This window comes from Amycolatopsis xylanica, assembly GCF_900107045.1.
Lineage (GTDB): Bacteria > Actinomycetota > Actinomycetes > Mycobacteriales > Pseudonocardiaceae > Amycolatopsis > Amycolatopsis xylanica.
Genome location: NZ_FNON01000016.1, coordinates 26,977 through 53,557 on the forward strand (window position 1 = coordinate 26,977; position 26,581 = coordinate 53,557).

Consider the following 26,581-nt stretch of genomic DNA (forward strand, 5'->3'; position numbering starts at 1 on the left):
TGGCGGTTTAATTCACTACGCCGCTCGGGCCTATCGGAACCGGCCGGTAACCCCAGGTTCAGCTCCGCCACATAGTGGAATCGGGGCCCTTGACCGAGCCTCTAGGGGATTATCAGACGTATGAAGTAATGACTAAGGTCGTCAAACCATCCCGGTTGACGACCACACAGAGCCAGAGCGGAGAATCCCCGCGTGACCCACCGCAACCAGATCCGTCTCGCGCAGGATCGTGACGTCGACGCGCTGGTCGAGGTGCTGGGCGACCGCGAGTTCGTCAAGGACCGCCTGGATCGCCAAGCGGCCGGCCTGGGAGAGCTGCTGACCATCTGGTCCGGCGACGTCCTGCTCGGCTCGATGTACATCTGGCTCGAAGACGCCGAAGAGCCGGAGCTGCGGAAATGGCTGCCCGGGGTGCCCCTGTTCACCCGGATCGAGGTGCTCGAGCGCTATCGCGGCAAGGGCATCGGCACAAAGCTGATCCGCGCGGGTGAGGACCGGCTCCGCAAAGCCGGGTATCGGAGCGTGGCGCTGGCCGTGGAGATCACGAACTTCGGCGCCGAACTGCTCTACAAGCGGCTTTACTTCGACGAGTGGGAGCACGGCCAGATCACCTGCGAAGGCGTCGAGGTGCTCGAGGACGGCTACCGCAAGCCCTACAAAGAGACCTGCCGGATCATGGTCAAAAGGCTCGAGGACTGACCGGCACGTACTCGCCGCGATGCTGCAGGCCCAGCTCGGCCAGCACTTTCGCGGGATGGAGCCCGGTCGGCGCCTGGCGGAGATGCCGCCGCCATTTGCGGCGGTCGAGCGACAGCGCCGCGAGGTAGTCCAGGCAGAGCTCGGCGGTGATCAGCAGGCTGCGGATGTGCGCGGCCTTGAGCGCGGCGAGCACCCGCTCCCGCTCGGCGTCCGTCCCGCCAGCCGACTCGATCCTGGCGACGATCTCCCGGATGAAGGTGCGGCGCCTGGTGAGGAACGCGCGCCAGTACCGCAGATCCGTTTCGAGCGGCCGATGCTCGTCGAGCCTGGCGAAAACACCTTCCGCGAGCGCGTCGCCGAATTCTTCCGAACGCGCCCTTTCGGTGTCGAGGAATGGATCGTACGGCCCTTGCACCGCGGTGCCCACGACCCCCGACGGGCGTAATCCGTGATCGTCGAGCAGGAAGAACCAATCCTCGTTGTAGATATCGGGGAAGAACGATTCGAATGATTCCGCGGAGATCGCGAGCGCGCCGCCGCCGATGAACATTTCCTGCGAGCCGCCGGAGTAGCGGTTGGCGTGGCAGACCACCGAGTTGTCAGGGAAACCCGTGATCGAAAGGCCCACGTTGGCGTAACGGTCGAGCAACCGAACGGCGTCCGTGAGATCGGCCATCCGGGGGATGAAGATGTCGTCGTCGAGGAACACGACCCGCTGCCAGCCCAGCGAACGCGCCAGCAGAAGACCGAGATTGCGCTTGCGGCCGGTGTCCGTCCGCCTGGCGAACCGGGTGCCGCGCAGCAGCCGCGTGGTGTGGAACTCGGGCAGCAGCCCGTCCGGCAGCACCTCGACGTCGACGGAGATCAGCTCGACGCCAGCGGCCTCCGCGAGCTCGGCGGTGCGGGCTGCGGAGGCGCGCTTGCTGCAGAGCACGACAAGCGTGCAGTTCAACCGGGCGGCGGCGGCGACCGCCGTGTGCATCTGCTCGGGAAAACGCGCGGTGGGGACGATGATCGCGTCGACTCCGGCGGCGCTGGTCGCCGTGGTGCCCCGGCGGTTGAGGAGAGGGAGGTGGGATCCTTGGTGGTGGGAGCCGGACGCGACGTCCCATGCTCCCGGCGTGACCAAGGTCTGATTCACAACGGCTCCTCCGACCACTCGTGCAGCCGTACCTTCGGATCGGTCCAGTCTGGCGCGACGGGCCTGCCGTTCACCACGGACACACGACTGAGGATACTGATGCTTCTGCGCCCCGCGAAGCGCCTTTCGATGTACGCCTGGTTCCGCCTGCTGAACAACGGGTCGGTCAGCGCGCGGACCGCGCCCAGTGTGCCGCGTCCGTACATGCCGTTGCAGATGGTGACGGTGAGCGCGGAATTGAACGGACTCGGCCCGTGGTAGAAATGCGCGACATCGTCGACGAGAATCGTCTTGCCGTTCACCTCCTGCAAATGGGGAACGAAATTCTTCTTTTCACCTCCCTCGTTGATCTCGAAATGTCCTGATTCCGAATGCTCCGGGCGCACTTCCTGCCGCAACGGCAGCCGCAGGCGCCGCAGCAGGTCACGCGTGAGCACATTCCAGTCCACCCCGCCGAGTGAGATCAGGTGGATGGCCGGATAGTCGGCGCTGCCGAGCTCGGACGCGAGCCGGTACCGGACGTCGGCGCCGGGGTTGAGCGCGCGGATGTGGCCGTACAGCTCCAGCAGCGCGTCCGGGTCCGCGTAGGTGTAGAGCCGCACGTAGTCGGGATCGTCGACGTTGGCGTACGGGAAGTCCTTGAGCATCTCGTCGGGCAGCTGCGAGCACACGATGGTGATCGGCTTGCCGTCGTCGAACCGCAGGAGGTTGCTGCTCCCGGCCGCGGCTTCGACGGGCTCGCTCGTGGCCGCCGTGCGCAGCCCGGTCAGCTCGGCGAGCAGGTCACCCCGCGCCGCCCGCTCCTCCTCGGTCAGCTGGCGGACGTCGAGCAGCTGATACGGCTCGCCCGCGACCGAGCGTTCGGTGGCGAAGAAGGTCGCGTACGCCTCCAGCCGGTGCACCGGCGGCGGCTTGGGCGTGGTGCTGCTCTCCCATGAGGAGATCGAGGCGACACTCACCGAGCGGCGGGCCGAGAGCGCCTCGGCCAGCTGGCCCTGGGTGATGACGCACCGGGGCCACTTCTGCTCCCGCAGCTCCTTGAGCCGCCGGGCGAGCATGAGCCTCGGTTCCTCATACACCTGCACGGCACCAGGCCTTCCAGTTGACTTCAGTTTAGCTTGCTGAAGATCGGGGTATACAGACTGAATCGGCTGCTGTGCACGGAATGTTACGACAAGGCCTCGATCCGGCCATGGCCTGGTCGGCGGGCATGAGGACCTGGTCACTGGCATTGTCCGCGCCACCTTCAGCCTCTACTCTGAAGCTTAGCGAATTTCGTGAAGTTTCAGCAAATTTCAGCTTTACCTGGCGAGCGAGGGAATCGAGGGTCGCCATGAACCGTCACCAGATCTTGCCGAGGCACCGCACGATTCTCGTCCTCGACATCGAAGGCTCCACCAGCCGCACCGACACGGCCAAGGCCAGGCTCCGCTCCTCCATGTACGCGATCCTGGAAGAGGCACTGCGCTCCAGCGGGATAGCCGCCGAGCACCACGACCCGCCCGCCGACCGCGGCGACGGCGCGCTCATCCTGGTCCACCCGGTCGACGAGGCCCCGAAGACGCTGCTGCTCAACCGCGTGATCCCGCGACTGGCCGAGCAGCTCACCGTGCAAGACCCGGAGCACAGCTTCCGCCTGCGCGTCGTCCTGCACGCGGGCGAGGTCAACTACGACTCCCAGGGTGTCTTCGGCGAGGCGCTCGACATCGCCTTCCGCCTGCTCGACGCCCCCGAGGTCAAACGCAAGCTCCGCACGATCGACGCGCCGCTGGTGCTGGTCGTCTCGCACGACATCTACCAGTCGGTGATCCGACACGGCTACGAAGGCATCGACCACAAGTCCTTCGAGCCCGCGGTGAAGGTCCGCGTCGCCGGGGCCCGCCACCGAGGCTGGATCCACATCCCCGAGCAGAGGAGGGCAGGTGAGCGTTTTTTAGGGCGCTTAGAACCACCCGTGACGCTCACGACGAATCGAGGGTGAGGACAGTGCTGGGCGCGGACAGGCGGATTACCAGCTGGCGCACGACCCGACCCCCAAAGACGTTTCGTGCGGTCAGCCGGCAAGCCCGGCGTTCTTCCACGCAGTTCGATGTGGTGAACTTCAGTTCCACCTCACGAAACTGAGGCTAGTGTAGTCACACCCGGACCACGCCTCTTCGCCTCGCCGATTACCCGAACGGAGCAAGGGGGCGGAGACCGGTCACCTTAGGATCGAGGACGTCGCGCCGGCGGTCGGCGAACCGGGTCCGCTCCTGCGTAGGGTGGGATCGGCGAGACCGGAGGGGAGAAGCGGTAATGGGCACGCCGAATTCGCGAACCGGCCTCGCCAAGACCAGGCTGGACCAGCTGTTCCGCGACCATTCCCGTGAAATCCGGCGTGAAATGCACGCTACCGAAATGGCGGCCGCCATGGCCGAACTCGGTGAGCCGGTCACCGACACTTATCTTCGGATGCTGCGGTACGGCAGGCGGCCGTTCAACCCGTCGGACGGCAAGCGGCGTGCGCTGGCCTCGATACTGGACGCCCGCCCCGAACAACTTCCGGCTGGCGAGACGGGGCGGGCGGCGCTCAATGAGTTGTGGCAGGCCAAACTCGTCACCGAGCGGAAGGAACCCAGCACCCGCGAAGTGACCGACTGGCTGCGGCGCCATCACGGCGTCGCGATCACACCCCGGTATCTCCAGCAACTGCGCGACGGGGTCGCGAACAACCCGTCCGCGGCGATCGTCGGCGCGCTGGCCGCCTATTTCGGCGTGCCCATGGATTATCTGCTGGCGCAGCCGGAAAGCGGCGAAGAGCCCGCCCCCGCCACCCGGGTCGAAAGCGAGGAGGACGAGGTCCGCCTGATGTCGATGCGGTTGTTCGGTGTTTCGCCGCAGGGCAGGGCCTTCATCACCTCGGTGATCGAGGATGTCCGGCGTAGCGAAAAACTCGATCCCCCGGCGGAAAACGGCGAGTAGGCCGTCCGCTCAGAGCTGTTCCTCGCGGAAGACGTCGAGGTCGACGAATCGGGGCGGCTCGGTGCACAGTTCGACGAACCGCTCGTGAATCCCGTTGGTGGACGGCAGCGCCGAATTGCGCACGGCGTCGTCGTGGGAGCGGAATTCCAGGATCTCCACGAAATGCTGCGGATCATGGCGATCGCGCCCCACCCGGGTCCGGACGGCGGTCCGCTCACCGCCGCTGTCGGCGATCCACTGGGTGAGCAGCGCGTCCACCGCCTCCGGCTGTGTCGTCCGGTAGTCGATGAGCTGGACAAAGGTCACTTGTTCTCTCCCGTCTTCGCGTAGCCGCGAGCCAGTCCGTCGTCGTACGCGTCGGCGACCCGGAGCAGGAACTCGACTTCCTGCTCGAAATCGTCCCCGCCGACCCCGGCGATGTTCTCCGGCTGGGCGGCGGGCGGGTCACCCTCGTCATGATGGCGCAGTGCGGCGGCCAGCCAGCGGGCGGTCACGGACGCGTCCGCCAGCTCGGCGGGCACGGCCCGCCGCTCGACATCGGCGTGCGCCGCGTCCAGGTCGCCGGCATCGACATAGCTGCGCAGCACGACGATCGCGTCCCGGATCTCGACGACCCGGCGGTACAGCGGCAGCCGGGCCGGGACGGCGGGCAGGATCCGCGCCATCGGCGCCCGCGCCAGCCGGACGTGCGGCGCGGCCTCGGTCAGCGTCCGCCACAGCGGCCCCAGCCGCCGGTAGGCGGCGTTGTGGCGGACACGCTGCTGGATGTCGGGGATCAGCGGCAGCGCCGCGCCGATGGCGATGCCGAACGCGGCGACCCCGTCGATTTCGGAGAACCACGCGATCCAGCGCGGATCGTGCGTCACCAGCCACACCAGGTTGAGCAGCCACGGCAGCGCGTTCGCGAGCCAGCCGAGCGCCAGGGCGAGCAGCGCCCACCGCATGGCCCAATGATCCATCCGCCGCGCGCCGAGCAGGCACACCACCGCACAGGCCGTCAGCGCCACCACACTGAAACCGCTGACCAGGAAGAAATACCCCAGCGGAAGACCGGTATGGCCGGGACGCGGGTTTTGCGGATCGACAGCCACATAGATCCACACGACGACACCCGCGGTGATGGCCGCGGCCAGGTAAGGCCAGTGCCGGTACTTGCGATGACCGTTGGCGATCAGCACGAACCGAAGCACGGCCGCCGCGCTCACCACCGTCACCAGATGCGTGCCCAGATACGTCGCGTACCGGCCGAACAGATCGGCGAGCGCGGTCTGCACGACCTCCATGTAGAGGGTGGTGACCACCGTGATCAGCATGACCGACACCCACAGCGGCCGCTGCCCTCGATCACGGATCGCCTGCGGGAACCGGACGAGGACGACGAGCCACATGCAGAAGACGCCGATTGTCTCGACAGAAAGAGTCATCTCGCGCAGAAACCCGCTATCTCGTCCGATGGAATCCGAGCGCCTGCTCGAGCCGCCCCCACAACCCGGTCAACGGCGAGGACACCGGCAGCCGCCCGGCTCGTTCCAGCAGGAGCGTGGCGACCATTTCCGCCTCCTGCTCCTGCCGCGAGCTGTAGCGGATCCGGGGCAGCACCTGGCGAATCCAGACCGGGTCGCCCGCGTCCAGATGGCGGTAGAGGTACTGGTTGTCCTCCAGCCCGACTTCGTCGTGCTCGCACAGCATGTGCCCGATCTCGTGCAGGATGATGTGCAGCCGGTGCAGGCCGGAGGTCTGCTCGTCGTAATAGATGTAGTCACCGCGCTTGGTCGCCAGCCACATCCCGGTCGGGCAGTCGGGCGGCGTCGGCCGCGGCAGCGGCTTGAGGCGGATGGTGCTGCCCCGCCGGTCGGCGATCTGGTCGCACAGCGCCTGCGCGGTGAACGGGCGCGGCAGCTCGATGTCACGGATGACCTTGCTGCAATACCGGCGCAATCCGGTCACCCTCAGCAGCCTCCACGTCCGGTGGTCGATCGGCAACCGACAGTCTAGTTGCGGGCAGGCCGACCTGTCGATCATCCGGCAGGCCTGGTGTGGTGGGCGCAGTAGGGATCGAACCTACGACCGCTCGGGTGTAAACCGAGTGCTCTCCCGCTGAGCTATGCGCCCCGAGCCGGTGACGCCCGGGAGGCGTCACCGAAATGCCGAACTCAGGCGAGTTCGGCCACGGCCTTCTTCCATGCGCTCTGGTCGCGCGCCTCACCGGGCGCGTTGACCTCGGCGAAGCGGACGATGCCTTCCTTGTCGATCAGGAAGGTGCCGCGGACGGCGAGACCGGCGGTCTCGTTGAAGACGCCGTAGGCCTTGGCGACCTCGCCGTGCGGCCAGAAGTCGGACAGCAGCGGGAACTGGTAGCCCTGCTGCTCCGCCCACGCCTTGAGCGAGAACGGGGTGTCGACGGAGACGCCGAGCACCTGGACGCCCTGGCCGTCGTAGTCGGCGAACTCGTCGCGCAGCTGGCACAGCTCGCCGGTGCAGGTCCCGCTGAACGCGAACGGGTAGAACACCAGCAGGACCGGCTTGTCACCCTGGAAGGACGACAGCTTGACCGGCTGCTTGTTGTAGTCGTTGAGCGTGAAGTCCGGGGCTTGCGTACCGACCTCGACGGCCATGCCTCTGTAGTCCTCTCACCGCGTCGAACCGTGCCTGCGGGTCAACCCTATCGTGTCGCCCGCAGTGCCCGGTTCAGCGCTTGGTCTTGGACTTCGGCGGTACGAGCTTCGTGCCGGCCCAGCCGGCGGCGACGCTGATGTTGGCCGTCTGTGAGAGCCCCACAGTGGGCACCGCTTCCGCGATTTCGCTTGGCTCGACGTGCCCAGGCTGTCCCGTCTTGGGGGTCAGCACCCAGACCACGCCGTTCTCGTTCAAGAGGCCCCGGACCTCGAGCAGCGCGTCCCCGAGATCACCGTCGTCGTCACGCCACCACAGCAGCACCACGTCGATGACCTCTTGGGCATCCTCGTCGAGGATGTCAGCGCCGATCGTCTCCTCGATCGCCGAGCGGACGTCCTCATCGACGTCCTCGTCCCAGCCGATCTCCTGGACCACCATGTCCGGCTTGATCCCAAGCCTCTCGGCGACGCTGTTCTGATCAGCGTCTCCCGCGGCGACCACTGTTTTCACTCCTCCAACTTACGACGGAGTGAGGCGGCGAACCGCCTCACTCGGGTACACGATGCGACTAGCGAACACTGGTGAGGGCTTGCGCGCAACCGTCCACACCGGATCGGCCACAACTCGTGTCGCAGGGTACGACCCTTACCACCCCCTTCGCGACGGCAATTACGTCGTTCAGGGGCCCCTGCGGTCGGCGCCCCGGCACCGGCGTCGCATAGGGTGAGGAGAAGTCGCGCGCGCGATACATCCACGCCGTGGAGATGTCGCGCCCGGGTCGCGCAACGTTACCGGACAGTAGCGGTGACGGCGGCGGGATTTGAGACGACGATGGCAGGGATAAGACGCTGCTAGCAGACCGACAGAGCACAAACCATTGGCGAGGAGATCCCTTGGCCCCGCAGAACGACGGCGCCCCCAGCACGGAGGCCCCGGCACGCGTCCGAGTCATTCGTGACGGGTTGGCGGCGCACCTGCCCGACATCGACCCGGAGGAGACCGCCGAATGGCTGGACTCCTTCGACGAGGCGCTCGCAAGGGGAGGTCAGCAGCGTGCGCGGTACCTGATGCTGCGCGTCCTGGAGCGAGCCAGGGAGCGCAACGTCGGTGTCCCGCCGCTGACCGCGACGGACTACGTCAACACGATCCCCACCGAGAACGAGCCCTGGTTCCCCGGTGACGAGGAGATCGAGCGCCGCTACCGCGCCTACATCCGCTGGAACGCGGCGATCATGGTGCACCGCGCGCAGCGCCCCGGCATCGGCGTCGGCGGCCACATCTCGACGTACGCCTCGTCCGCGGCGCTCTACGAGGTCGGCTTCAACCACTTCTTCCGCGGCAAGGACCACTCCGGCGGCGGCGACCAGATCTACATCCAGGGTCACGCCTCACCCGGCATCTACGCCCGCGCGTTCCTCGAGGGCCGGCTGAACGAGCAGCAGCTCGACGGATTCCGCCAGGAGTTCTCGCACGCGGGCGAGGGCGGCGGCCTGCCGTCGTACCCGCACCCCCGGCTGATGCCGGACTTCTGGGAGAACCCGACCGTGTCCATGGGCCTCGGCCCGATGAACGCGATCTACCAGGCGCGGTTCAACCGCTACCTGCGTGACCGCGGCATCAAGGACACCAGCGACCAGCACGTCTGGGCGTTCCTCGGCGACGGCGAGATGGACGAGCCGGAATCGCGCGGCCTGATCCACGTCGCGGCAGGCGAGGGTCTCGACAACCTGACCTTCGTGATCAACTGCAACCTGCAGCGGCTCGACGGCCCGGTGCGCGGCAACGGCAAGATCATCCAGGAGCTGGAGTCGTACTTCCGCGGCGCCGGCTGGAACGTGATCAAGGTCATCTGGGGCCGCGAGTGGGACTCGCTGCTGCACGGCGACCGCGACGGCGCGCTCATCAACCTGATGAACACCACGCCGGACGGTGACTTCCAGACCTACAAGGCCAACGACGGCGCGTTCGTCCGCGAGCACTTCTTCGGCCGCGACCCGCGGGCGAAGGACCTGGTCAAGGACCTCACGGACGCCGAGATCTGGAACCTCAAGCGCGGCGGCCACGACTACCGCAAGGTGTACGCGGCGTACAAGGCCTCGCTGGAGCACCACGGCCAGCCGACGGTGATCCTCGCGCACACGATCAAGGGCTACGGCCTCGGCTCGTCGTTCGAGGGCCGCAACGCCACGCACCAGATGAAGAAGCTCACCCTCGACGACCTCAAGCTGTTCCGCGACGCCCAGCGCATCCCGATCAGCGACGAGCAGCTCGAGGCGAACCCGAAGCTGCCGCCGTACTACCACCCCGGCAAGAACTCGCCGGAGATCGAGTACATGGTCGGCCGCCGCCGCACGCTCGGCGGGTTCCTGCCCGAGCGCCGCGCCGCGCGCGCGAAGGCGCTCGTGCTGCCCGGCGACAAGGTCTACGAAGGCATCCGCAAGGGCTCCGGCAAGCAGGAGGTCGCCACCACCATGGCGATCGTCCGGCTCATCCGCGAGCTGGCGAAGGACTCCGAGATCGGCAAGCGGATCGTCCCGATCATCCCGGACGAGGCCCGCACCTTCGGCCTCGACTCGATGTTCCCGACCGCCAAGATCTACAACCCGCACGGCCAGACGTACACCTCGGTCGACGCGAGCCTGATGCTGGCGTACAAGGAGTCCGAGAAGGGCGTCATCCTCCACGAGGGCATCAACGAGGCCGGCTCGACGGCGTCGTTCACCGCCGTCGGCACGTCGTACGCCACGCACGGCGAGCCGATGATCCCGATCTACATCTTCTACTCGATGTTCGGGTTCCAGCGGACCGGTGACGGCATCTACGCGGCCGCCGACCAGATGGCCCGCGGGTTCATCCTCGGCGCCACCGCCGGCCGCACCACGCTGACCGGTGAGGGCCTGCAGCACGCCGACGGCCACTCGCTGCTCCTCGCGGCGACCAACCCGGCGATCGTGGCGTACGACGCGTCGTTCTCGTTCGAGATCGCGCACATCGTCCGCGACGGCCTGCACCGCATGTACGGCGACACCGGGCCGGACGGCAACGGCGAGAACGTCATGTACTACATGACCATCTACAACGAGCCGTACCAGCAGCCGGCCGAGCCCGCCAACCTCGACGTGGACGGCCTGCTCAAGGGTCTGTACCGCTACGCCGAGGCGCCCGCGGGCAGCGGCCCGGAGGCGCAGATCCTGGTCTCCGGCGTCACCATGCCGGACGCGCTCAAGGCGCAGAAGCTGCTCGAGGAGGAGTGGGGTGTGCGCGCGGCCGTCTGGTCGGCGACGTCGTGGACCGAGCTGCGCCGCGAAGCGGTCGAGATCGACCACGACAACCTGCTCTACCCGGGCAGCGAGGCACGCGTGCCGTACGTCACGCAGGCGCTGTCCGGCACCGAGGGCCCGGTCGTGGCCGTCTCGGACTGGATGCGCGCGGTGCCGGACCTGATCCGCCCGTGGGTGCCGAACGACATGCTCACCCTCGGCACGGACGGGTTCGGGTTCTCCGACACCCGCCCGGCGGCGCGGCGCAAGTTCCTGGTCGACGCCCAGTCGATCGTGGTCGGCACGCTGTCCGCGCTGGCCAAGCAGGGCAAGGTCGACCAGTCGAAGGTGGTCGAGGCGGCGCAGAAGTACCGCATCGACGACATCGCGGCGGCCGGTCCGCAGACCTCGGACTCGGGTTCCGCGTAAAGAAGTGCTAGAAAGGACCCGGCAGACATCGGATGTCTGCCGGGTCCTTTCACATTCGGGAGATGATCGTGTGACGAAACGCCGCCTGCCCAAGCCGAGCGAGCTGAAGCAGATCCTTCGCCCGAAGCCGATCGTCCTCAACCCGACCGAGCGCCGCCTCGCGGGCGCGCACACCATCGCCGACCTGCGGATGCTCGCCCGCAAGCGCACGCCGCGCGCGGCCTTCGACTACACCGACGGCGCCGCCGAGCTCGAAGACAGCCTGCGCCGCGCGCGGCAGGCCTTCCGCAGCGTGGAATTCCACCCCAACGTGCTGCGCGGAGTGTCCGATGTGGACACCAGCGTTTCGATACTCGGCAAGCGTTCCGCGCTGCCGTTCGCGTTCGCGCCGACCGGGTTCACGCGCATGATGAACCACGAGGGCGAGGCGGCCGTCGCCCGCGTCGCCCAGCGCAACGACATCCCGTTCTCGCTCTCGACCATGGCCACGACCTCGATCGAGGACGCCGCCGCGGCCGCGCCCGACGCCCGCAAGTGGTTCCAGCTCTACGTCTGGCGCGACCACGGCGCCGGCGAAGATCTGATGAATCGCGCCTGGGCGGCCGGGTACGACACGCTGCTGCTGACCGTCGACACCCCGGTCGCGGGCGCGCGCCTGCGCGATGTGCGCAATGGTCTGACCATTCCGCCCGCGCTGACCTTGAAGACCTTCCTCGACGGCGCGACGCACCCGGCATGGTGGTTCAACCTGCTGACCACCGAGCCGCTGACCTTCGCGTCGCTTTCGCATTTCGACGGCACGGTGGCCGAGCTGCTGAACAAGCTCTTCGACCCGACGCTGAACTTCGACGACCTCGACTGGGTGCGCGCGACCTGGCCGGGCAAACTCGTGGTCAAGGGCATCCAGAACGTCTCGGACGCCCGTGACGTGGTCAAGCATGGCGCCGACGCGGTGCTCCTGTCCAACCACGGCGGCCGCCAGCTCGACCGCGCGCCGACCCCGATCGAGCTGCTCACCCCGACACTCGACGCGGTCGGCGACGACGCCGAGGTCTGGGTCGACACCGGCATCCTGTCGGGCGGCGACATCGTCGCGGCCATGGCCCGCGGCGCAAGCGCTTGCCTCATCGGCCGGGCGTTCCTGTACGGCCTGATGGCGGGCGGCGAGCGCGGCGTCCAGCGGACGGTCGACATCCTGCGCACCGAGATGGTGCGGACCATGCAGCTCCTGGGCGTGCGCACGATCGCCGACCTCCAGCCCACCCACGCCACCCTGCGGTAGCAGGACGACCTCGGTATCCACGCCCTCAGCTCGCACGAGAGCGTCAGCCAGCTGACCTTCCTAACCGAGTCGTTACATTTGCAGTGGGTCGGCACCTTCGCCGACCCACTGGTGCTTACGAGTGATCATCGATCATTTTTGTTACGTTGCAGCTTCCCAGGACGAGTTATCTAGATACACCTGGACAACTCACTGGAAGGGGTCACATGGCAACGCCCCGAGCTCACTATCGCCCGATACTCGTAACCAAACGGGGCGAACTTGCTGCAGTCGAGGAGTTATCCAACGACGCGAAAGCACGAATGACACCTCTGTTTGTCGCACACCCGGTGGAGTGGAACTACGAGACAGATAGCCCCGCACGAACCGCCCCAGAGCACGTCGCCGGACTCGGCCACAAGCTGGCGAAAGCAATGGGTGCGGGGCGCGCTTTTTTTGATCCTGTATTCTTAACCGAGAACACGGAATGGCCTTACTCGGAACCGCATCCACTACATACAGTAATCACAGATGCGGCCGAACGACAGCTCCGGCTTGTACCTGTCGTTGGACTGGGGCGCCACTCTAGCTATACCGCCGCAGCGGCAGAGATTAACCGCAAGACAGGCGAAGGCGCGTGCGTTCGCTTAAGTCCACAAGAATGGCCGACAACTCCTTCAAACATCCAAGACCTCGAAAGTCTGCTTACCGCCATTAAAGTCGACCCGACGAACGTGGATTTAATACTCGACCTGGCGGAAGAAGTCAACAGCAGCCTAGCGGTCGGACTTGTTTCCACCACCTTGTCGACACTGCCACACTCGTCAGATTGGCGTTCGCTTACAATCACAGCCAGCTCCTTCCCGAAAGACTTGTCTGGCATACAAAAGGGCAATATAACTCGAATCCCGCGTCGCGATTGGAAGCTGTGGAACAGCACGGTCATTTATGCACGCAATGAAGGTCGGCGAATTCCCGACTTCGGCGACTACGCCGTCAGCCATCCCGATCCGGTCGTTCAGGCGGACCCGCGAATACTCAGCATCAGTGCGTCGTTGCGTTATACCGCAGACGCAGACTGGCTCGTGGCAAAAGGAGAACTATTCAAGGGCCGAGGAGGAACGGGGTCAGGTGGTGACGCAGCCATCCATGTAGCACAAATGATAGCCGATGCTCCCGAGTACTGCGGACGCGACTACTCCGCTGGCGACCTTTGGATCCATCAGGTCGCAACGACTGCCAGCAACGGCGGCAATCCCGAACGGTGGCGCCGAACAGCGACCAATCACCATCTCACATTCGTCACAAACAGCCTCGCCAACCCTGGCGAGACTTCAAACGAGATCTGACTACAAACTGCAGCTCAGTCAGCTCGACGGACTCGACTAGCCGCTGCCACACCATACGCCGAGGCTTGGAACGCACTCCATGGTCCAAGCCACGTGCAGTAAGTTCCTCAAGAGCCTCATCGCGCCACAAGAGCTGAACAAGCTGCCACGGATCGACAGATGGATTCGGCGACCCAACCCTAGTCAATACCAGCTCGACACCGACATCTCCACCGCCAAGCGCCGCATAGACGCGCCACCACTCTGGCAACAGGTCAAAAGCATGATCATGATGTCTATCCGCGACCACCAACGCCGCGTAGTCGAACACCTTCGAGTACACGGTGACCTGAGCCGGAAGCCGCCGAAGCGTATCCCGCGCGCTCTTGATCTCGTATCCCCACAGCGCTCCGTTTACTGCTGCAACATCAACCCTGACCAACCCGCCAAGATCAAGTTCGTCGACGAACAGCGTATCCGTACCGGGATGCCACACGCGCATGTCGCGACCAAGCTGCTCGCGAACATCCCGGTCGTGCACCACGAACTCCGATCGCGTCATCAACTCATCAAGAAGTGAAGACGGTAGCCGAACAAGTTCTTCGACACTCGTTCAGCCACGTACACTCCCGTGCAAAGCCTCTTCGACCGGTCAAGTACGACTGGAGCTTGACGAGGCGCGGGGGTTGTGAGGAAGATCTCGGCCACGCAGTGAAAGGGTGTTTTCGCATCGTGGAAACGGGGACCCGGTCATGTTCGTGCAGGAACTCGCGCCGTTAGGCAGTCTCGGCTGGTCCGCTCTCGTCGCCGTGTTACCGCTGGCCACGGTGCTGGTGCTGCTCGGCGTCGTCCGGATGAAGGCGCACTGGGCGGCGCTGATCGGGCTGGCGGTCGCGCTCGCCGCCGGGATCGCGGTGTTCGGGATGCCGGTGGGCCAGGCGATCTCGGGCGCGTTCTCGGGCGCCGCGTTCGGGTTGTGGCCGATCATGTGGATCGTCGTGAACGCGCTGTGGATCTACCGGCTGACCGTGCGGACCGGGCATTTCGACGTGCTGCGGCGCAGCTTCGCGAACGTGTCCGACGATCAGCGGATCCAAGCGCTGATCGTGGCTTTCTGTTTCGGGGCACTGATGGAAGCGCTTGCCGGCTTCGGGGCGCCGGTCGCGATCAGCGCGGTCATGTTGGTGGCACTGGGTTTCAGCCCGGTCAAGGCCGCCGTCGTGGCGCTCGTGGCCAACACCGCGCCGGTCGCGTTCGGCGCGATGGGCACACCGGTGGTCACGCTCGCGCAGGTCACCGGGCTGCCGCTGGATCAGGTCTCGTCCATCGTCGGGCGGCAGACGCCGTTGCTCGCGTTGTTCGTGCCGCTGCTGCTGGTCGTGATCGTCGACGGCAAACGCGGGCTCAGGGAAACCTGGCTGCCCGCGCTGGTGTGCGGCGTCGCGTTCGGGGTCGTGCAGTTCGCGGTGTCGAACTTCGTGTCCGCGCAGCTCGCCGACATCGGCGCGGCGCTCGCGGGCGCGGCCGCGCTGGTGCTGGTCGTCGGGGTACGCAGGCGCGGGGAAGGCACGGACGAGCGCAAGGACGTCGTCAAGGCGTACGTGCCTTACGCGCTGATCATCGTGATCTTCTCGCTCGCGCAGGTGCCGCCGATCAAGAAGCTGCTCGACCAGGCGACCTGGAAGTTCCACTGGCCGCTGCTCAACGTGGCCGCGCCGAACGGGAAACCCGTGTCCGGCAACAATTTCACCTTCACCCTGCTCAGTACCGGTGGCACGCTCGTGCTGATCGCCGGTGTCATCACGGCGGTGTTCCTGGGTGTTTCGCTCAAGGACACCGCGCGGGAATGGCTCGCGACGATCAAGGAACTGCGGTTCGCGATCCTGACCGTGATGGGCGTGCTCGCGCTGGCTTACGTGATGAACCTGTCCGGCCAGACCGCAACCATCGGCAACCTGATCGCCGGCGCGGGCGCGGCGCTCGCGTTCTTCTCGCCGGTGCTGGGCTGGCTCGGCGTCGCCGTCTCCGGCTCGGACACCTCGGCGAACGCGCTGTTCGGCGCGCTCCAGGTGACCGCGGCGACCAAGACCGGGCTGCCCGCTGACCTGCTGGCGGCGGCGAACAGCTCGGGTGGCGTGCTGGGCAAGATGATCTCGCCGCAGAACCTGACGATCGCGTGCGTCGCGGCGAGCCTGCCGGGCGAAGAAGGCATGCTGCTGCGCAAGGTCTTGCCATGGAGCATCGGGCTGCTCCTGCTGATGTGCCTGATCGTGGCCGGTCAGGCGAGCCCGGTGCTCAGCTGGATGCTGCCGTGACCGCGCGCCCGGCGGCGACGCGCTGCGCCGAGCGGTTCCAGCTCCACCAGCCGTGCACGACCAGCGCCGCGAAGATCAGGTAGACGGTCGCGGAGAACCACAGCCCCGACTTGATCTGCAGCGGCACACCGATCGCGTCGACCACCAGCCACACCAGCCAGAATTCGACGAGACCCGCGCCCTGCGCCCCGAACGCGACCAGCGTCCCGACGAAGATCGCGGCGTCCGGCCACGGCGCCCACGAGGCGTCGAGCGCGTCCAGCAGCAGCGCCATCGCGGTGGTGCCGACGGCGAACGCGCCGATCATGACCAGGCGCTCGGTCCAGCTGCCCTGGCGCACGACCACGCCGTACACCGGATCCTGGCGCCTGGACCAGGCCCACCAGCCGTACAGCGAGATCAGCAGGATGGCGACCTGCCTGCTGGCGAGGCCGCCGAGGTGCGCGGAGACGTAGACGGCGAACAGCAGCACGGTCGCGCCGACCTGCACCGGCCACGTCCACAGCGTGCGGCGCTGCGCGAGGAAGACGACGGCGAGCGCGCACAGCTGCCCGAGCAGCTCGGCGATCGAGATCCACTGGCCCAGCACCGTGAAGCCGTGTTGCAGCAGGAAACCCACGCCAGTGCCCCTTTCCGTCCCCAGGTCCAACATGCTCCTGGCGCGGGGCATTCCCTAGCAAGTGTGAGCCGAAAGACTCGTGAGTGGCATGACCGGTTCTAACCGGCCATACCACTCACGAGTCCTTGGCGCCTTCCTCGTACGCCAGGTCAGCGAGGCCCGGGGCGCGCCATGCCCGCGGGCGGCGTCGGCGTGTCCATGCCGTTCGCGATGGGCTCGGAGGTGCGCGCGGCGGGCGTGGTGTGGTCGCTGGTGCTCAGCTGGCCTTGGACATTGGCCATCCAGCCGTCCCAGCGCTGCTGCGCGGGCTTGATCAGGCCGCCGCCGAAGCCGACGACGATCACGCCGCCGATCGTGGCGAGCACGGTGACCAGCACCGGCATGGTGACCGTGGTGGCGATCTGCACCTGGTTCAGCGCGGCGATGATGCCGAACGCCATGATCAGCCAGTAGGCCATCGTGCCGACCAGACGACCGGCCGGGCGGCCCGACAGCGCGCCCGTGACGGCGCCGCGGACGACCTTCGCGATGGCGGCGGCGACGATCAGCAGCACGACCGCGACGACGATCTTCGGCAGGAACGCGATCACGTCATTGAGCAGCTGGCTCACCGGATTCGTCGGCCCGAAAACACCGAACGCCAGCTGCAGCGCGATCAGCAGAATGAAGTAGTAGACCAGCTTCGAGATGATGTCGGTGGCGTCGACGTTCGAATTCTTCAGCATTCCGGTGAGCCCGGTCTTCTCGACCAGTTTCCCGAATCCGAGCTTTCCGAGAACCATGCTCAGGCCTTTGGCCACCGCTTTCGCAATGAGCCAGCCGATCAGCAGAACGATCAGGAAACCGAAGAGTTTGGGCACGAACGTGGCGACCAGGCTCCACGCCTGGCCGAGCCCCTCCTTCAGCTGATCTCCCATGACTTCCTCCTCGGCTGCGGGTGAAATTCGGCTACCGGGAGAAGCGTTGATCAGCGGCAAGCCCCCGGCAACTCAGGTCCACGATTGGGTGAGACGGGTGGCGAGGAAGATCGCCCGCACCCATACTTGGAACTACCGGTGGGGACCGGGGAGACGAGGCCGCCCGGCGTAGCGAAAACGCTCGCCGGGCGGCCTCGAGACATTTCCGGGCCAAAACGTTCGCACGGGTCGTGAGTGTTTTGACCGGTTAGAACCGGCCGGAACACTCACGACCCTCGGGCTCCCCCGCGCAGAGCAAAAGCGGCGTATGCGACGAGGGGCGCCCCTGCGTGCCGGAACGGCCAACATCCGTACGGGAAGCGCAAACATCCGCGCCTCGAGTCTTTGCCGCTCCCGCACGCGAGTTTGCCCCTCCCGCACGCGAGTTTGCCGGTCACGTACGCGAGTTTGCCCGTCCGGCACGCGAGATCGGCCTTCGCGGGGCATCCGAAGGCTGGGTGGCGCGGGGGGTCGTGAGTGTTTTGACCGGTTCTAACCGGCCGGAACACTCACGACCCCCGCGCGCGGGTCCTACGGGGCCTTGAGGGCTTCGCGGAGTTTCACCTTCGCGCCGGTGCGCATCACGGCGCCGGAGTACATGCGCCCGGCGAACCAGATCAGCAGCGGGATCGTGGCCACCACGAGCACCACCGAAAGCGCGGCCTCCCACACCGGCACCCCGCCCATCGCCAGGCGCATCGGCATCAGGGTCGGCGAGAACACCGGGATCATCGAGAGCACCTCGACGAACCCGCTGCCCGGGTTGGACGGCAGCACCGTCGCGCCGACGATGTACCCGGCGATCACGAACGTCAGCGCGGGCGCCACCGCGCCGCCGACGTCCTCCTGCCGCGACACGAGCGCGCCGAGCCCGGCGAACACGATCGCGTACATGAAGAAGCCCAGCAGGAACCAGACGATCAGCCAGATCACGATGCCCAGCGCGGCCGAGACCGACAACGTCAGGACGCCCGCACCCAGCGCGGCGCCGATGCCGAGCCCGCCGATCAGCACCATCTGGATGAGCCCGACCACGCCGATCCCGAGCACCTTGCCCGCCATCAGCTGCCACGGCCGGATGGTCGCGAGCAGCAGTTCGACGACGCGGCTGGTCTTCTCCTCGACCACGCCCTGCGCCACGATCTGGCCGTTGATCATCAGCGAGATGTAGATCAGCAGGCCCGCGATGTAGCCGAGCACGAGCTGCTCGCCGCTGTAATCGAACGGTTTCTCCATCGGCAGCACCTCGACCGACGCGTTCGCCACCGCCGCCTGCACCTTCGCCGCGTCGCCGCCCTGCGCTTCGATCTCCTGCTTCAGCGCGAGCTGACCGGCGAGCACGTTGAGCGCGTTCTTCAGCTTGCCGTCGAGGTCCTTCTTCACCACCACGCGCAACTTCGTCGCGTCGCCCACGATGAGCGCGTCGAGTGAGCCGTCGGCGACCTTCGCGCGGCCAGCGGCCTCGTCCGGGACCTGACTGGTCTCCAGCTTCTCGCCGATCGCCTGCGCGCTGGCCTGCAAGGGCGCGGCCAGCGGTGCGGTCGGGCCGACCACGCCGACGGTCGTGCCGCCGGACGAGCCGATCAGCTTCGCGACGAACACCCCGCCGACGATCAGCACCAGCATCGCGAGCGTGGAGATGCGGTACGCCTTGGACCGCAGCCGCGTGCCGATCTCACGCGAGGCGACCAGCCGCACGGCCGCTGCCGGGCTCAGCCGGACATCCTTGTCGGTCATGCGGGCACCTCTTCGGTCACGACGTTGCGGAACAGTTCGGTCAGCGACGGCCTGCGGCGCGCGAACTCGTGCACCGGGCCGGTCGCCAGCGCGGCCTTGAGCACCAGCTGGTCGTCGGCACCGTTCAGCAGCTCGAGTTCGGTCGTCTCGCCGTACTCCTTGACCTTGACGCCGGGCAGCCCGTCGGCCCAGCCGTGCGGCGCGCGCGGCGCGTGGACGCTGAGCCCGGCCGTGCCGCCCGCGCGGAGCTCGTCGACCGTGCCCGTCTCGACCATCTGTCCACTTCGGACGATGCCGACCCGGTCACACAGCCGCTCCACCAGCTCCAGCTGATGACTGGAGAACACCACGGGCACGCCTTCGTCGGCCTTTTCGCGCAAAACCTGGCTCATCACGTCGACCGCGACCGGGTCGAGCCCGGAAAACGGCTCGTCGAGCACGAGAATGCTTGGATCGTGCACGAGCGCGGCGGCGAGCTGCACGCGCTGCTGGTTTCCGAGGCTCAGTTTCTGCACTTCGTCGTCACGCCGGGACGCCACGCCGAGACGCTCGGTCCACGTTTCCACCGACCGCTGGGCGGCGGAAGCCGACATACCGTGCAGCCGCGCCAGATAGACCAGCTGCTCGGCGACCTTCATCCGCGGGTACAGCCCGCGTTCCTCCGGCATGTACCCGATGTGCCTGCGCGTTTCGAGCGTGATCGGCTTCGACTCCCAGCGCACCTCGCCGCCGTCGCTGCTCAGCACGCCGAGCGCGATCCGCATGGTGGTGGTCTTGCCTGCGCCGTTGCTGCCGACGAACCCGAACAGCTCCCCCGGTCGGACGTCGAAACTCATCTCGCGCAGTGCGACGAAATCGCCGTACCGCTTCGTGATGGCGTCGATTTCCAGCATGGTCACTCCCCTCTCTTCTCGCGTAGAGGGTAGGGAGAATCCGCGAGCCGCGCCTACCAACAAAGGTTGACGATGGCCACGATCCGGTTGCGAACCGGCGGCGGGAAGTAGGATCGCCTGACCATGGCAGAAGCGATCACGAAACGACGACCACCGCGGCATCACGGCCTGTCCGCCAAGACACTCCGGCAGCTGGAGCGGGCCACCGGCAGGCTCGCGACGGCGAGTGTCGCCGCCATGGAGGCGCGGCTGCCGTGGTTCGGCAGGCTGACCGCGGACCAGCGCGCGAGCGTGTTGCTGATCACCCAGGCGGGTGCCGCGGGCTTCGTCGCCTGGCTTCGTGATTCGAAGGAAGCGCTCAAGCTCACCACCGAGGCGTTCCGCGACGCGCCCGCCGAACTGTCGCGCTGGATCAGCCTGCGCCAGGCGGTCGGCCTGGTCCGGCTCGCCATCGAGGTCTTCGAGGAGGAACTGCCCGAGTTCGCCGTGAACGAGGCGGAACGGGCCGCGCTCATCGAGGGAATCCTGCGCTATGGCAGGGAAATCGCCTTCGCCGCCGCCAACTCCTACGCCGCGGCCGCCGAGGCGCGCGGCGCCTGGGACGCCCGGCTGGAGGCGCTGGTCGTCGACGGCATCGTCCGTGGCGACGCCGAGGAGTCGGTGCTCTCCCGCGCGGCAGCGCTCGGCTGGGACCCCAGCCTCAAAGCCACCGTGTTGGTCGGCACGCCGCCGTCGGACGACCCGCCGGCGGTCGTGTTCGAGGTGCGCAGCCGCGCCGCCCGCGTCAGCCGGTCCGTGCTGCTTTCGGTGCAGGGCTCGCGCCTGGTCGTGGTCGTCGGCGGCCCGACCGACGGCACCCAGAAGGACCGGGAAGCGCTCGGCAAGCTCTCGCTCGCGTTCGCCGACGGCCCGGTGGTCGCCGGGCCGACCGTGCCGAGCCTCGCCGAGGCACACCACAGCGCCGCGGAAGCGCTCTCCGGCCTGCGCGCGATCGTCGGCTGGCCCGCGGCCCCGCGCCCCGCGCGCTCGTCGGAACTGCTGCCGGAGCGGGCTTTGTCCGGCGACGCGGAAGCCGAACGGCGCCTGATCGAGGAGATCGCCAAGCCGCTTGAAGACGCCGGGCCGACGCTGCTGACCACAGTGGAGACCTATTTGGAGAGTGGCGGCGTGCTGGAAACCTGCGCACGCGAGCTGTTCGTCCACCCGAACACCGTGCGATATCGCCTGAAAAAGGCCTCGGAGCTCACCGGCCGCAACCCGGCCGAACCACGGGACGCATTGGTACTGCGGATCGCGCTGACCGTGGGCAGACTCGCCAGGGCACGCGGCATATGGTGACGGCGGTAACTCCCCGGCTACCCTGAGGTGACGCACTTCACGGGCAATTCTGCGTGAACCCGACAAGGCATCCGAGTGAAAACCCAGGGGAAACCGGGCGCGTTTGGAGGGTTCCTACAACTACACCCGGTGTACTTGGTGAGTGCCGACATCCCGACCATGGCTGCGCACCGTGTTCCCTAAGAGGGTGACTGCCGTACTCGCCCCAGGACAGGGCTCCCAAGCTCCCGGAATGCTGGCTCCGTGGCTCGAACTCGACGGTGCCCGCGCACTCGTCGAGCGCTGGTCGGAGCGGGCGGGACTGGACCTGGCCAAGCTGGGTACGGACTCGCCCGCCGAAGAGATCCAGGACACCGCGATCGCGCAGCCGCTGATCGTCGCGAACGCGCTGCTCGCCTACGAGCAGGTCGCCAAGCTGGGCCTGCCGTCCGGCACCCCGGTCGCCGGGCACTCGGTCGGCGAGCTGGCCGCGGCCGCCGTCGCCGGGGTCTTCTCCGCCGAGGACGCCGTCGCGCTCGCCGCCGTCCGCGGCGCCGAGATGGCCAAGGCGTGCTCACTCGAACCCACCAGCATGGCCGCGGTGATGCTCGGCGACCCCGAGCAGATCGTCGCCTGGCTGGGCGACCACGGCCTCGCCGCCGCGAACCGCAACGGCGCGGGCCAGATCGTCGCCTCCGGCGCCGCCGACGCGATCGAGCGCATCCTCGCGTCGCCGCTGGAGGGCACCAAGGTCCGCGCGCTCAAGGTCGCGGGCGCCTTCCACACGCACTACATGGCACCCGCCGAGGAGGCGCTGCGTGCCTACGCCGCCGGGATCACCCCCGCCGACCCGACCAGGCCGCTGCTGTCCAATGCGGACGGTAAGGTCGTCACCAGTGGCGCGGAGTACCTCGAGCGGCTCATCACCCAGGTCACCAGCCCGGTGCGGTGGGACCTGACGATGGAAGGCCTGGTGTCCCTCGGCGTCACCAGCACACTCGAACTGCCCCCGGCAGGCACGCTGACCAACCTCGTCAAGCGCCAGCTCAAGGGAACCGTGACCAAGACCATCGCGCTGAAGACCCCTGCCGAGCTGGCAGCCTTGCGCGAGCAGGAGGACGCTCAGTGACAGACCGACCGACCTTGCGGCTGAAGCAGGGGCCGAGCGCGACGCGCATCCTCGGCGTCGGCAGCACCCAGCCCGACCGCGTGGTGACCAACGACGATCTCTCGAAGATCATGGACACCAACGACCAGTGGATCCGTGACCGCGTCGGCATCATCGAGCGCCGGTTCGCCGACAAGGACGAGCTGCTCGTCGACATGGCGGTCAAGGCGGGCACGCGCGCGCTCGAGGACGCCGGGGTCGACCCGTCCGATGTGGACACCGTGATCGTGCCCAACTGCACGATGCCGGGCCAGATCCCGAACGCCGCCGCCCAGGTCGCCGACCGCATCGGCATCAAGGCGCCCGGCGCGTTCGACCTCAACGCCGCCTGCGCCGGGTTCTGCTACGGCCTCGGTGTCGCCTCCGACCTGATCCGCGCCGGTTCCTCGAACAAGGTGCTGGTCATCGGCGCCGAGAAGCTCACCGACTGGGTCGACCCCACCGACCGCGCCAACGCGATCATCTTCGCCGACGGCGCGGGCGCCGCGCTGGTCGGCGGCTCCGACACGCCGGGTATCGGCCCGGTCGCCTGGGGCAGTGCCGGTGACCTGGTCGAGAGCATCTACCTGCGCGACGGCCAGTGGATCTTCCAGGAGGGCCAGTCGGTCTTCCGCTGGGCGACCACGCAGATCGCGCCGATCGCGGTGCGGGCGCTGGAACTCGCGGGCCTGCAGCCGTCCGATGTGGACGTGCTGATCCCGCACCAGGCCAACCTGCGCATCGTCGACGCGATCGCGAAGAAGCTGCGCAAGCTCGGCGCGCGCGAGGAGATGGTCGTCGCCGACGACATCACCTATTCGGGCAACACCTCGTCCGCCTCGATCCCGCTGGCGCTCGACCACATGCGCAAGGCGGGCACCGCCAAGTCCGGTGACGTCGTGCTGGCCGTCGGCTTCGGCGCGGGGCTGTCCTACGCGGGGCAAGCGTTCATCTGCCCGTGATAACACTTTCCCCGGCAGCACCCCGCCGGGGACAGGCCAACCGAGAAACACCTATGAAAGGGAACATCAATGGCTGACACCAAGGAAATCCTCGAGGGCCTCGCGGAGATCGTCGAAGAGGTCGCCGGTGTGTCGCAGGACGACGTCACCGCCGAGAAGTCCTTCGTGGACGACCTCGACATCGACTCGCTGTCCATGGTCGAGATCGCCGTCCAGGCCGAGGACAAGTTCGGCGTCAAGATCCCGGACGACGAGCTGGCCAACCTCAAGACCGTTGGCGACGCGGTGAACTACGTCTCCGCCAACCTCAAGTAAGACCGTTTCCCAAGCGCCGACCTCGGGGAGAAACCCATGAGCAAGAACGACGTCGTAATCACCGGGTTCGGCGCCACCACGCCACTCGGCGGTGACGTCGCGTCCACATGGGACGGATTGCTGGCAGGCCGCAGCGGCGTGAAGACGCTGGAGGCCGACTGGGTCGAGCGATTCGGCCTGCCGGTGAAGATCGCTTCCAGGCTCGCGGTGGAACCCACCGAGGTGCTGCCGCGGGTACAGGCACGACGGCTCGACCGCAGCGAGCAGGTCGCGATCATCGCGTCCCGCGAAGCGTGGGCACACGCCGGGCACGGCGAGGACACGGTCGACCCCGACCGGCTCGCGGTGATCATCGGCACCGGCATCGGTGGCGCGAACACCCTGCTCGACCAGGACGACCTCCTGGAGACGCAGGGCCTGCGCAAGGTCTCGCCGCTGACGGTCCCGATGCTGATGCCGAACGGCCCGGCCGCCCACGTGGGGCTGGAGCTCAAGGCACGCGCCGGGGTGCACGCGCCCGTTTCGGCGTGCGCGTCCGGCGCCGAGGCACTCGCCTGGGCCTGGCGGATGATCACGCTCGGCGAGGCCGACGTGGTCGTCGCCGGTGGCGCGGAGGCCGCGATCGCCGCGATCACCATGGCCGGGTTCGCCCAGGCCAGGACCATGAGCACCCGCAACGACGACCCCGAGCGCGCTTCGCGCCCGTGGGACATCAACCGCGACGGCTTCGTGCTCGGTGAGGGCGCCGGGGTCATGGTGCTGGAGCGCGAGGACTACGCGAAGGCGCGGGGCGCGACCATCCACGGACGGCTGGCCGGGATCGGCACCAGTGCCGACTCGTACCACATCACCGGACCCGACCCCGAGGGCACGGGACAGGCCAAGGCGATCAGCGCGGCACTGCGCACCGCCGGCCTCGACCCCAAGGACGTCGGGCACGTCAACGCGCACGCCACCTCCACCCCGGCAGGCGACGTCGGCGAGACGGTGGCGATCCGCAAGGCCATCGGTGAGCACCCGCTGCTGAGCGCGCCCAAGGGCAACCTGGGTCACCTGCTCGGCGCCGCGGGCGCGGTCGAGGCCATCGCGACGGTGCTGTCGATCAAGGAGAGCGTCATCCCGGCGACACTGAACCTGGAGAACCAGGACCCCGGTGTCGTGCAGGAGGTCGTCTCCGGCGAGCCGCGCAAGGTGGACCTCAAGGCCGCGGTCAGCGACTCGTTCGGCTTCGGTGGCCACAACGTGGCGCTGGCGTTCGTTCCCGCCTGATATTCCAGCTGTGCGAACGCGGTGGCACCCGGTCCGGGTGTCACCGCGTTTCGTCTGTCAGCACTTTTCCTTTTCCGGCGTCGACCCATCGGCCGGGTCGATCTTCCACGCGCCGTTCTCGTTGACCATCGGCAGCACGACGCGCCAGCGGATACAGGGCTCCATGAGGTCACCCGGCGCGGATTCGACCGCCTGCGTGCTCGTGAACCCGACCAGCACCCGCAGCGAGCCGACCGGCGCCTCGATCCGGTAGATCAGGACGCTGCCATCCTTCGTGGACTTGTAGTCGTCCAGCCACTGGTCCCGGGGCTTGCTGCTCAGCCGCTTGGCACTGGCCACGCTGGCCCAGAGGTCGTAGTTCTTCTGATTGATCGAGCGGAAGTAGATCTGCAGCGCGCCGCGCACCCCTTCGCCGTCGGGATGGGCCGCCGCGTCCGCGGTCAGGAAGACCTCGTCGCTGCCCGGCTGGTCCTCCGGCGCCAGCGAGACCGACGTCGGCAGCGTGCCGGGGACGATCGGGGCCGCCGCCGGCGGGCTGTAGAGCTCGCGGGCGAGCAGGCCGCCGCCGACCGTCAACGAGACCACCACGATGAGTGCGGGGATGAGCCAGCGCTGGGTGGAGGTGGTCGTCACGCGGCCACCCTAGCGAACAGCTTTACCCGACCTGGTGGAGCCAGGTGACGGGCGCGCCGTCGCCGGCGTGCCGGAACGGCTCCAGCGCCTCGTCCCAGTTCGCGCCCAGCAGCTCGTCGAGCTTGTGCGCCAGGTGCTCGCCTGCGCGGCTGCGCGCGACCAGCGAACGGAGCTGGTCCTCACCCACGACGATGTCGCCGTTGGCGCTCGTCCGCCCATGCCACAGGCCCAGTCCGGGCGCGAAACAGAACCGCTCGCCGTCCACGCCGGCGCTCGGCTCCTCGGTGACTTCGAAACGGACCATCGGCCACGCCTTCAGCGCGGACGCCAGCTTCGCGCCGGTGCCCGAAGGCGCACGCCAGCCACACTCGGCGCGCAGTTGACCGGGACTGGCCGGCTGTGCCGTCCACTTCAGGTCGACCCGGGCGCCCAGGGTGCCCGAAAGTGCCCACTCGACGTGCGGACATACCGCAGACGGCGACGAGTGGACGTACACCATGCCTCGGGTGTTGCCACGGGTGCTCACTGCTGACCTCCGCTACTCGACGAGATGCGTCTTCCCCTACGACCTCTCGAGCCCGGCTGCCGGTTCACTCGTTGCACGTCTTCGGCACGGCTACCACATTCTGCACCCCAGACGTGCTCTTTGGCCACACGAAACCCACAAGTCACACCCGAATGGGAAGCCCGCGCGCAAGTTGCACATCCGATGATGGTGAAAGC

At 67.5% G+C, this 26,581-nt stretch carries 26 protein-coding genes and 1 tRNA gene; 12 read left to right on the forward strand and 15 right to left on the reverse strand.

Going from position 1 to position 26,581, the window contains the following annotated elements:
- Nucleotides 1-192 precede the first annotated feature (192 nt).
- Nucleotides 193-699 (forward strand): GNAT family N-acetyltransferase, encoded by a 507-nt coding sequence (locus tag BLV57_RS41310; protein WP_091299889.1) that lies wholly within the window; start codon nucleotides 193-195, stop codon nucleotides 697-699.
- On the opposite strand, the gene BLV57_RS41315 is transcribed toward BLV57_RS41310, so the two are convergent.
- Nucleotides 680-1,840 (reverse strand): hypothetical protein, encoded by a 1,161-nt coding sequence (locus tag BLV57_RS41315; RefSeq protein WP_091299892.1) that lies wholly within the window; start codon nucleotides 1,838-1,840, stop codon nucleotides 680-682. The genes BLV57_RS41310 and BLV57_RS41315 overlap by 20 nt on opposite strands.
- The gene (locus tag BLV57_RS41320; RefSeq protein WP_245757739.1) at nucleotides 1,837-2,919 is read right to left on the reverse strand and encodes a helix-turn-helix domain-containing protein; all 1,083 of its coding nucleotides are present in this window, start codon (nucleotides 2,917-2,919) and stop codon (nucleotides 1,837-1,839) included. Before BLV57_RS41320 ends, BLV57_RS41315 begins: the two co-directional genes overlap by 4 nt.
- A 254-nt stretch (nucleotides 2,920-3,173) precedes the next feature.
- Between BLV57_RS41320 and BLV57_RS41325 the strand changes: the two genes are divergently transcribed.
- On the forward strand, nucleotides 3,174-3,821 hold the full coding sequence (locus BLV57_RS41325) for a hypothetical protein (RefSeq protein ID WP_176969043.1): 648 nt from the start codon (nucleotides 3,174-3,176) through the stop codon (nucleotides 3,819-3,821).
- A gap of 314 nt (nucleotides 3,822-4,135) precedes the next feature.
- Nucleotides 4,136-4,801: a hypothetical protein gene (locus BLV57_RS41330; RefSeq protein WP_091299899.1), complete on the forward strand. Its 666-nt coding sequence runs from the start codon at nucleotides 4,136-4,138 to the stop codon at nucleotides 4,799-4,801.
- A 9-nt stretch (nucleotides 4,802-4,810) separates the two neighbouring features.
- Here BLV57_RS41330 and BLV57_RS41335 read toward each other — a convergent pair whose 3' ends face one another.
- The 6 genes from BLV57_RS41335 to BLV57_RS41360 all read right to left on the reverse strand — a co-directional run bounded on the left by BLV57_RS41335 (nucleotide 4,811) and on the right by BLV57_RS41360 (nucleotide 7,918).
- Complete coding sequence (locus BLV57_RS41335; RefSeq protein WP_091299902.1) at nucleotides 4,811-5,107, reverse strand: hypothetical protein; 297 nt, start codon at nucleotides 5,105-5,107, stop codon at nucleotides 4,811-4,813.
- Nucleotides 5,104-6,225 carry an MAB_1171c family putative transporter gene (locus tag BLV57_RS41340; RefSeq protein WP_143047297.1) on the reverse strand — a complete coding sequence of 374 codons (1,122 nt, stop codon included), beginning with the start codon at nucleotides 6,223-6,225 and terminating at the stop codon, nucleotides 5,104-5,106. The genes BLV57_RS41335 and BLV57_RS41340 overlap by 4 nt, the downstream gene beginning before the upstream one ends.
- A gap of 16 nt (nucleotides 6,226-6,241) precedes the next feature.
- Nucleotides 6,242-6,748, reverse strand: coding sequence for a hypothetical protein (locus BLV57_RS43575; protein WP_176969044.1), 507 nt, complete (start codon nucleotides 6,746-6,748; stop codon nucleotides 6,242-6,244).
- Nucleotides 6,749-6,838: 90 nt separating this feature from the next.
- A tRNA-Val gene (locus tag BLV57_RS41350) sits at nucleotides 6,839-6,913 on the reverse strand.
- Between the two features lie 41 nt (nucleotides 6,914-6,954).
- A complete protein-coding gene (locus BLV57_RS41355) occupies nucleotides 6,955-7,416 on the reverse strand; it encodes a peroxiredoxin (RefSeq protein WP_091299910.1) in 462 nt (153 codons plus the stop codon).
- A 73-nt stretch (nucleotides 7,417-7,489) separates the two neighbouring features.
- Nucleotides 7,490-7,918, reverse strand: a complete 429-nt coding sequence (locus BLV57_RS41360; RefSeq protein ID WP_091299913.1) for a DUF3052 domain-containing protein — start codon at nucleotides 7,916-7,918, stop codon at nucleotides 7,490-7,492.
- Nucleotides 7,919-8,310: 392 nt separating this feature from the next.
- Between BLV57_RS41360 and aceE the strand changes: the two genes are divergently transcribed.
- The 3 genes from aceE (at nucleotide 8,311) to BLV57_RS41375 (ending at nucleotide 13,716) form a co-directional block, all read left to right on the forward strand.
- Complete coding sequence (gene aceE / locus BLV57_RS41365; RefSeq protein WP_091299916.1) at nucleotides 8,311-11,106, forward strand: pyruvate dehydrogenase (acetyl-transferring), homodimeric type; 2,796 nt, start codon at nucleotides 8,311-8,313, stop codon at nucleotides 11,104-11,106.
- A 70-nt stretch (nucleotides 11,107-11,176) separates the two neighbouring features.
- A complete protein-coding gene (locus BLV57_RS41370; protein WP_091299920.1) occupies nucleotides 11,177-12,388 on the forward strand; it encodes an alpha-hydroxy acid oxidase in 1,212 nt (403 codons plus the stop codon).
- A gap of 206 nt (nucleotides 12,389-12,594) precedes the next feature.
- Nucleotides 12,595-13,716 (forward strand): beta family protein, encoded by a 1,122-nt coding sequence (locus BLV57_RS41375; RefSeq protein ID WP_091299923.1) that lies wholly within the window; start codon nucleotides 12,595-12,597, stop codon nucleotides 13,714-13,716.
- Here the strand turns inward: BLV57_RS41375 and BLV57_RS44470 are convergent.
- A complete protein-coding gene (locus tag BLV57_RS44470) occupies nucleotides 13,670-14,257 on the reverse strand; it encodes a sce7726 family protein (protein ID WP_143047300.1) in 588 nt (195 codons plus the stop codon). The two genes, BLV57_RS41375 and BLV57_RS44470, sit on opposite strands and share 47 nt — an antisense overlap.
- A gap of 190 nt (nucleotides 14,258-14,447) precedes the next feature.
- On the opposite strand from BLV57_RS44470, the gene BLV57_RS41385 reads away from it, so the two are divergent.
- Nucleotides 14,448-16,010 (forward strand): L-lactate permease, encoded by a 1,563-nt coding sequence (locus BLV57_RS41385; RefSeq protein ID WP_091299927.1) that lies wholly within the window; start codon nucleotides 14,448-14,450, stop codon nucleotides 16,008-16,010.
- Here BLV57_RS41385 and BLV57_RS41390 read toward each other — a convergent pair.
- The 4 genes from BLV57_RS41390 to BLV57_RS41405 all read right to left on the reverse strand — a co-directional run bounded on the left by BLV57_RS41390 (nucleotide 15,991) and on the right by BLV57_RS41405 (nucleotide 20,215).
- Nucleotides 15,991-16,629, reverse strand: a complete 639-nt coding sequence (locus BLV57_RS41390) for a nicotinamide mononucleotide transporter family protein (protein ID WP_091299929.1) — start codon at nucleotides 16,627-16,629, stop codon at nucleotides 15,991-15,993. The two genes, BLV57_RS41385 and BLV57_RS41390, sit on opposite strands and share 20 nt — an antisense overlap.
- A 149-nt stretch (nucleotides 16,630-16,778) precedes the next feature.
- Nucleotides 16,779-17,546, reverse strand: coding sequence for a mechanosensitive ion channel family protein (locus tag BLV57_RS41395; protein ID WP_091299932.1), 768 nt, complete (start codon nucleotides 17,544-17,546; stop codon nucleotides 16,779-16,781).
- Nucleotides 17,547-18,116: 570 nt separating this feature from the next.
- A complete protein-coding gene (locus BLV57_RS41400; protein WP_091299935.1) occupies nucleotides 18,117-19,322 on the reverse strand; it encodes an ABC transporter permease in 1,206 nt (401 codons plus the stop codon).
- The gene (locus BLV57_RS41405) at nucleotides 19,319-20,215 is read right to left on the reverse strand and encodes an ABC transporter ATP-binding protein (RefSeq protein WP_176969045.1); all 897 of its coding nucleotides are present in this window, start codon (nucleotides 20,213-20,215) and stop codon (nucleotides 19,319-19,321) included. Before BLV57_RS41405 ends, BLV57_RS41400 begins: the two co-directional genes overlap by 4 nt.
- 123 nt (nucleotides 20,216-20,338) lie before the next feature.
- Here BLV57_RS41405 and BLV57_RS41410 point away from each other — a divergent pair, with 123 nt between their 5' ends.
- The 5 genes from BLV57_RS41410 to BLV57_RS41430 all read left to right on the forward strand — a co-directional run bounded on the left by BLV57_RS41410 (nucleotide 20,339) and on the right by BLV57_RS41430 (nucleotide 25,225).
- The gene (locus BLV57_RS41410) at nucleotides 20,339-21,553 is read left to right on the forward strand and encodes a PucR family transcriptional regulator (RefSeq protein WP_091299939.1); all 1,215 of its coding nucleotides are present in this window, start codon (nucleotides 20,339-20,341) and stop codon (nucleotides 21,551-21,553) included.
- A gap of 172 nt (nucleotides 21,554-21,725) precedes the next feature.
- The gene (locus BLV57_RS41415) at nucleotides 21,726-22,661 is read left to right on the forward strand and encodes an ACP S-malonyltransferase (protein ID WP_091299941.1); all 936 of its coding nucleotides are present in this window, start codon (nucleotides 21,726-21,728) and stop codon (nucleotides 22,659-22,661) included.
- Nucleotides 22,658-23,641, forward strand: a complete 984-nt coding sequence (locus tag BLV57_RS41420; RefSeq protein ID WP_091299942.1) for a beta-ketoacyl-ACP synthase III — start codon at nucleotides 22,658-22,660, stop codon at nucleotides 23,639-23,641. Before BLV57_RS41415 ends, BLV57_RS41420 begins: the two co-directional genes overlap by 4 nt.
- A gap of 69 nt (nucleotides 23,642-23,710) precedes the next feature.
- Nucleotides 23,711-23,956: an acyl carrier protein gene (locus BLV57_RS41425; protein ID WP_091299945.1), complete on the forward strand. Its 246-nt coding sequence runs from the start codon at nucleotides 23,711-23,713 to the stop codon at nucleotides 23,954-23,956.
- 36 nt (nucleotides 23,957-23,992) lie between these two features.
- A complete protein-coding gene (locus BLV57_RS41430) occupies nucleotides 23,993-25,225 on the forward strand; it encodes a beta-ketoacyl-[acyl-carrier-protein] synthase family protein (protein ID WP_091299947.1) in 1,233 nt (410 codons plus the stop codon).
- A gap of 57 nt (nucleotides 25,226-25,282) precedes the next feature.
- Here the strand turns inward: BLV57_RS41430 and BLV57_RS41435 are convergent, their stop codons facing one another.
- Entirely contained in the window at nucleotides 25,283-25,858 is a 576-nt protein-coding gene (locus BLV57_RS41435; protein WP_091299949.1) for a hypothetical protein, read from the reverse strand.
- 22 nt (nucleotides 25,859-25,880) lie between these two features.
- Nucleotides 25,881-26,357 (reverse strand): DUF3145 domain-containing protein, encoded by a 477-nt coding sequence (locus BLV57_RS41440; RefSeq protein ID WP_091299951.1) that lies wholly within the window; start codon nucleotides 26,355-26,357, stop codon nucleotides 25,881-25,883.
- Nucleotides 26,358-26,581 lie beyond the last annotated feature (224 nt).

Bases quoted from the DNA above. Each gene is read 5' to 3' on its own strand.
- BLV57_RS41325 (WP_176969043.1), top strand. From the start codon at position 3,174: ATGAACCGTCACCAGATCTTGCCGAGGCACCGCACGATTCTCGTCCTC.
- BLV57_RS41330 (WP_091299899.1), top strand. From the start codon at position 4,136: ATGGGCACGCCGAATTCGCGAACCGGCCTCGCCAAGACCAGGCTGGAC.
- BLV57_RS41340 (WP_143047297.1), bottom strand. From the start codon at position 6,225: ATGACTCTTTCTGTCGAGACAATCGGCGTCTTCTGCATGTGGCTCGTC.
- BLV57_RS41355 (WP_091299910.1), bottom strand. From the start codon at position 7,416: ATGGCCGTCGAGGTCGGTACGCAAGCCCCGGACTTCACGCTCAACGAC.
- BLV57_RS41375 (WP_091299923.1), top strand. From the start codon at position 12,595: ATGGCAACGCCCCGAGCTCACTATCGCCCGATACTCGTAACCAAACGG.
- BLV57_RS44470 (WP_143047300.1), bottom strand. From the start codon at position 14,257: ATGACGCGATCGGAGTTCGTGGTGCACGACCGGGATGTTCGCGAGCAG.
- BLV57_RS41385 (WP_091299927.1), top strand. From the start codon at position 14,448: ATGTTCGTGCAGGAACTCGCGCCGTTAGGCAGTCTCGGCTGGTCCGCT.
- BLV57_RS41395 (WP_091299932.1), bottom strand. From the start codon at position 17,546: ATGGGAGATCAGCTGAAGGAGGGGCTCGGCCAGGCGTGGAGCCTGGTC.
- BLV57_RS41400 (WP_091299935.1), bottom strand. From the start codon at position 19,322: ATGACCGACAAGGATGTCCGGCTGAGCCCGGCAGCGGCCGTGCGGCTG.
- BLV57_RS41405 (WP_176969045.1), bottom strand. From the start codon at position 20,215: ATGCTGGAAATCGACGCCATCACGAAGCGGTACGGCGATTTCGTCGCA.
- BLV57_RS41410 (WP_091299939.1), top strand. From the start codon at position 20,339: ATGGCAGAAGCGATCACGAAACGACGACCACCGCGGCATCACGGCCTG.
- BLV57_RS41425 (WP_091299945.1), top strand. From the start codon at position 23,711: ATGGCTGACACCAAGGAAATCCTCGAGGGCCTCGCGGAGATCGTCGAA.
- BLV57_RS41430 (WP_091299947.1), top strand. From the start codon at position 23,993: ATGAGCAAGAACGACGTCGTAATCACCGGGTTCGGCGCCACCACGCCA.
- BLV57_RS41440 (WP_091299951.1), bottom strand. From the start codon at position 26,357: ATGGTGTACGTCCACTCGTCGCCGTCTGCGGTATGTCCGCACGTCGAG.